The sequence below is a fragment of the Mycobacterium sp. NAZ190054 genome (genome assembly GCF_001545925.1).
Lineage (GTDB): Bacteria > Actinomycetota > Actinomycetes > Mycobacteriales > Mycobacteriaceae > Mycobacterium.
The window spans coordinates 1-5,115 of record NZ_LMVQ01000269.1; the positions used below are offsets into that span (position 1 = coordinate 1).

At 62.1% G+C, this 5,115-nt stretch carries 6 protein-coding genes and 1 pseudogene; all 7 read right to left on the reverse strand.

Annotated elements, in window-relative coordinates; genetic code table 11:
• Positions 1 to 444 precede the first annotated feature (444 nt).
• Complete coding sequence (locus tag ASJ79_RS32420; protein ID WP_156448517.1) at positions 445 to 762, reverse strand: hypothetical protein; 318 nt, start codon at positions 760 to 762, stop codon at positions 445 to 447.
• 3 nt (positions 763 to 765) lie between these two features.
• Positions 766 to 1,722: a hypothetical protein gene (locus tag ASJ79_RS32425; RefSeq protein WP_156448518.1), complete on the reverse strand. Its 957-nt coding sequence runs from the start codon at positions 1,720 to 1,722 to the stop codon at positions 766 to 768.
• Between the two features lie 487 nt (positions 1,723 to 2,209).
• A complete protein-coding gene (locus ASJ79_RS18420; protein WP_067958158.1) occupies positions 2,210 to 2,473 on the reverse strand; it encodes a hypothetical protein in 264 nt (87 codons plus the stop codon).
• Positions 2,470 to 2,778, reverse strand: coding sequence for a hypothetical protein (locus ASJ79_RS18425; protein WP_067958162.1), 309 nt, complete (start codon positions 2,776 to 2,778; stop codon positions 2,470 to 2,472). Before ASJ79_RS18425 ends, ASJ79_RS18420 begins: the two co-directional genes overlap by 4 nt.
• 10 nt (positions 2,779 to 2,788) lie before the next feature.
• Positions 2,789 to 4,174 (reverse strand): WXG100 family type VII secretion target, encoded by a 1,386-nt coding sequence (locus ASJ79_RS18430; RefSeq protein WP_156448519.1) that lies wholly within the window; start codon positions 4,172 to 4,174, stop codon positions 2,789 to 2,791.
• A 3-nt stretch (positions 4,175 to 4,177) separates the two neighbouring features.
• Positions 4,178 to 4,516: a YbaB/EbfC family nucleoid-associated protein gene (locus tag ASJ79_RS18435; protein WP_067958166.1), complete on the reverse strand. Its 339-nt coding sequence runs from the start codon at positions 4,514 to 4,516 to the stop codon at positions 4,178 to 4,180.
• Positions 4,513 to 5,115, reverse strand: a pseudogene (locus ASJ79_RS18440) (ESX-1 secretion-associated protein); the annotation flags it as partial. The pseudogene ASJ79_RS18440 and the gene ASJ79_RS18435, both read right to left, overlap by 4 nt.

Consider the following 5,115-nt stretch of genomic DNA (forward strand, 5'->3'; position numbering starts at 1 on the left):
CCAACCAGACCATCACCAGCCTGCTGGCCTGGTCACGATGGCGACGACAACACCAATACCGAGCCCGGCAATCGCACTACCGACGACGCGAACAACAATGAACTCGATCTACGGCTGCAGTACTAGGTGTCCAATCCGTTGATGAAACCGACGGATTGCGTCGGTCCCAACCTTTGGACGCCTCCTCAGCCAGACTCTTGCTAATCGAAGTCCAAGCGGTGCACGTCGAATCTTCGGTAACTATTTCAATGGGCCCATGGTCCTGCGCACTCGCGATGTCCGATGTATCAACAGGTGTATTCGGTGTCGGCGGTGCCAGCGTACGTGAGGCTAGCGGACTCGACGAGTCACGCGTGAATATCAGTGTGGCAGCAACGGAGAGCGCAACGACAACGAGGAACGCCAGACCACCGAGAATCCATTTTGCTGCGGGACTAGCCTTACTCATCCGCGCGTCGGATCCTCGCTGCGATCCAAAAGGCATATCTTGCGGTGGTCCTGATGGAGGGCCAGTGTGCGGCCACTGGGCTGGGTTGTGAGCTCAAATGCACCGCCTCTGCGTTGACTCTCCACCAGACCAAACTCCGCCCTCGAAATGGCGTCACTATGGCGTTGCCGATGTTCGACCTTAGAATGGAGAAGATTGCGCCGATCGAGAAATTCCGTCGCACGGCGGGTTAGTTCAGATTCGTTCATGTCGGGCCAGCCGTTAAGCTCAGTCATCTCTTCGATGTACTCGCCGACGATCTTCTCGATTCCCATAACTTAGTTCAGAGCCGCTCGGCATGCTTGATTAATAGCCACGACCAGGTCGGCAGCCGCGCTGTTCAGATAATTGTCGGCAGGCGTGTAACTCGGTATGGCTTGCGCATACGCGCGCTGGTATTGTGCCGCAAGCGATGCAAAATCGCTTAGGGTCGGGTTTTGGCTTGTCGCGCCCATATTGGCGACCTCGCTAGCATTCTCCTGCAAAACCAAGGCCGCCCTTGCAGCTAAACTCTGCAACTCAAGCGGCCATTGACTTGCTGGTGCATTCGGGTCCACGGCCCGAGCCCATTGGTCGATGTTTGCATCGAAGCGCCGCGAGGCTTCTGACCAGTCATCACAAACGGGCGAGGGGACGTTCATGAATCGCGTCGGGTTGGCTGGGTCGTTGATGGCGGCGACCGAAATAGGAGCGAGCGGTCGGGCAATCAGAGGCTTTCGGGCGTCGGCGGAACCGTAGGTTTGGGCCGCGCAAATCCACACGAGGGCTCCAGAAGTGCTATTCGCAACTAATGCGAGCGCGTCGTCTTCTGCAGTGTAATTCTCCAGACTATCCGCATATGCACGCCAATACGCCACCGATTGCTCGTACAGCTCGCGCATAACTCGGTGAGGCGTAAGGTAAATTAAAGCGACTGTCTGGTCTGCTGCGTTGCGCATAGCCTTCTCAACAGCGTCGTACTCGAGTCGCTGCCGGGCCGTCCATGACGACGCAGGGATACGCGGATCGCGCCTATCCCATCCATTCTTTTGCTGTTCTGACAACGTCCTAGCAATTGGTTCCCAGGAAGCACACGTCGGATCATCGGTAATCAGGCCAACGGAGTCTTTGTCGCCTGCGCTCGCGATCGTCGACTGATCAACCGACGGTGTAATCGCGCCGGTCGTTGATTGCGTGCTCGAGTCGGATTTATCCCTCAACACGATCAGTGCTGAAACTGCCACGACGACGATCACTGCGAGTAGCGCTAAGCAGGCAACAACCCATTTCGCGATACCGCCACTGGGCGGCCGCTGATCCCTTTCAGAAGTCAGCGAATCCCTCGATGCATGCCCGGTCACAGGACTTTGCGGCGGCCGCCCAGAAGGCGGCGGATCTGTGCCCGATCATTCCCAGAACCCCTTCCTGGTCAGCTAACCCTTCGTGTGAGTCCATAGACCGGCCGACTTAACTAGCTTACGAGAGGTTCGGGGCTGCTCATGTCGGCGTTTTCCGGTTCGGGCGCAACGGGATACGGGCCAGAAGTAGGCGGCATGCTCACGCTCAGGTCACCCGTTCATGACCGACCATTACAGATCCTCCCAAGTCCACTCAAGCCTTTTCATATGTCGGGAACTATGCCGCACCGCCTTACGACACATTGTGGGTTGTTAAGGCCGTGATTTTGGCCTGCCGACAGCAGCTGACTCCGTTACCCATAGTTTCGATTGACGGGCCAAGCGCTCACTCCCCGAGAAAGCGTGCGGCCAGCAAGAAGGGCACAAGCGTAAATGGAATGGCGGCCAGCGAGACCACAACCCCGGTACCGAGCCGCCTGGCCGCCCCGGAGATGAGCATGATCGGCGAACTCAGCACCAGCAGACAGGCGCAGACGACCGCGACCTCATACGCCCCAAACACGAGCAGCGTTATGCAGGCGGTTCCGAGGATGACGCCCAATAGGCTTGCGGGGCCGAACAACTCGCCCAGGCCGTCGTTGCGGTTCATAACATCAACATGGCGGCTGTCAGGACGAATACGCCGGCGACTGCTGCTGCGAGAGCCGTCCCTCTCATCCAGGACAACGCCGCAAGCCGAAGAAGAAAGAAACAAAGTCCGAGAATCGTGAGGGTCGTCACGACAGCGATCCCCCGGGCACTCGACTCGGAAAATCCGAAGTGTCCGAGAACCATCTCAACGACCAGCGTACGAAGTAGCGCCGCCGACAACAAGATCGGGACGCCCAAGGTGGCTGCCGCCCAGAACGACGCCTCTTTCGGCTGCCATGTCCAAGTGCCGTACCCTGCAGTCATAGATCGCCCCTTAACGCACCACGACGACGTTCGGGACTTCGTCGGTCGGTCCAAGGTCTGTCGGTGTGTTCGGGTCGATCTGGCCGTAAATGTAGGGCGCGATGTCCCCCCGATACCAAGGCCATCCGGGCAGCGGGGGAGCGTGCGACGCGAACGGCTCGAACGCTGCTGAACCATTGCCGATTTCATGCCGGAATGGCAGCTCAGTGAGTGGACCGAGGATATTGCCGCTGTCCGCGGCATCCTGTGCGAGGGTATGGAGCGAGCCATCGGGCATGCTCTGATAAATCTCCAGCGAGGGGTAGTTCCCGATGACGCCGTCGACTGTGGCGGGCTGGCCGCCAATTCCAGGTGTGACGACGACGTCACCGGCGACAACATGTCTTGACACTTCCGCTCCGGGCGGGGCGAACGCATTCTTTGCCTCGTACTGGATCCTGACAGCGCCTTCGGGCGTCTGCTGCACTTTCACGACAGGAGTCAAGACCGCCACATCGCCCTCAACATCTACGGACGGGTTCTGGCGCGCGATCACCAGGCCGTTCTCGTAGTCGACGTACAGGCTTACGCGGGTGTCCTCTGGTTGGAAACCGGTATCGAATCCTCGGTTGTCGCCCAGATCATTGCGCGGAACGTTGAAGACCTGGTCCCGTGGAATGAAAAGCCCGGCCTTGATGAACCCCTGCCCCGGAACAGGTTCGATCCTGCCCACCACGATGCTCGGAGGTCGACCTTCGTACCTGCCTGCGTAGCTGTGCGGGTCGAGGGCGGCCGCGGTCTGCCAATCGGCAGAGGACTTCGGCTTCCGTCCGAAAACCTCCATGAATGCGGCGGTCTCATTGGAACGCCGAGTGAGGTCGAGAACTGTTGGCGTATGCCAGATCCCACCGGGGAAGTCTGCGGCTCGCATCTGTATGCCGGTACGTTCGCCGCACAATGCCGCCGCGGTGGCCGTGTCGGCCGCCGTGAACGTCGCCAGCAGCCTCCTCAGGACCACCGAGTAGGCCATCGCCACCTCGGGTGAGAGCAACGGTCCGATGCCCGTGGAGGTCACGTACCCGTCGTCGCTGAGCACGCCGCCGACCTTGGCAACCTGAACCGCCGCACTCAGGATGTGTTCGCGGAGTTCGGAGAGCACACCGCCACCGCGGGACAGGACCTGCTGCGTCGTGTGTAGCCGGTCCCGAAAGGCGCTATGCGCGGCCAGAGTCGACCGTCCGAGGTCGAGCGCCGCCTGGCCGGCGTCGCCGGACCAACTTTCGCCCAGGGCGCGCAGCAGTCCTTGCTGGTCTCGGATTGTGGCGTCGACTGCGGTTATCGAATGCTGCATCGCCTGAGCTGCAGCGGTCAACCTGTCCGGATCAGAGGACCGCACCACAGAAAGGGTCGCCGCCATCGCTCACTCCGGCTCCGTTATCTCCGCCGTGATCTCCGCGACGACCGCGTCGATCCGCTCACGATCGGCATCGATCGACGCCGACGCTTCCGCACCGGCCTTGTGCAGCGCCTCGTTCACCCGATTCTCGACCTCCTCGGCACCGAGGCGCAGCAGGCCGTCCTGGATGTAGACGTCCTTGAGCCACTGATGGCCGTTGAGCGTCACCTCGACCGTGTCGTTCTCATCGGACGCCGTGAACGACCCGGTCGCCATCTTGTCCAACTGCTCATCCATCAACGCCTGCAGTCGCCGCGCTTGCCGAAGCACCGCAGCCACTTCCGGATGCATGTCGTCGGTCACTGCGTGTCTCCCTTCTTGGTGTCGTCGGTGCCGCCCCGCCGCCGCGGCCGAACCCCGATGACCTGTTCGGTGTGCGGCCGATCCTCGACGTACAGCGGTTCGTCCGGCGACAGTTGCGGATTGCGCTTCTTCTCACCACTTCCGCTGCCGTGTGCCCCGCCCATCATGGGCGCCATCCCGCCGCCCATTCCGCCGGCGACGCCGCCACCGGAACCGCTGCTGACCCCCGGTCCTGCCGCAGCCGCCGGCACGACCGGCGTCGGCGCGACCGTCTCCGCTCCGACGGCCGGTTGCATTGGCGCAGCCGGGATTCCGCCGCCTCCACCGCCGCCGCCTGCGGATCCTCCGCCCCCGGCCGCCGCCGGCCGCAGACCCGGATCCGTCGGGAGTTTCGGCTCACCCTTGCCGAGGTTGGGCATCCCACCGCCGGGCGAACCACCGCTCGGAGCGCCGCCCGGTGAACCGCCCCCGGGCGAGCCGCCCTGAGACCCGCCGCTGGGTGAACCACCCTGCGAACCTCCCTGCGGCGCACCTTGTCCCGCGCCCTGAGCCGCCTGCTCGGCCGCCGACATCGGCGACACCGGCGCCTCCTGAGGAGC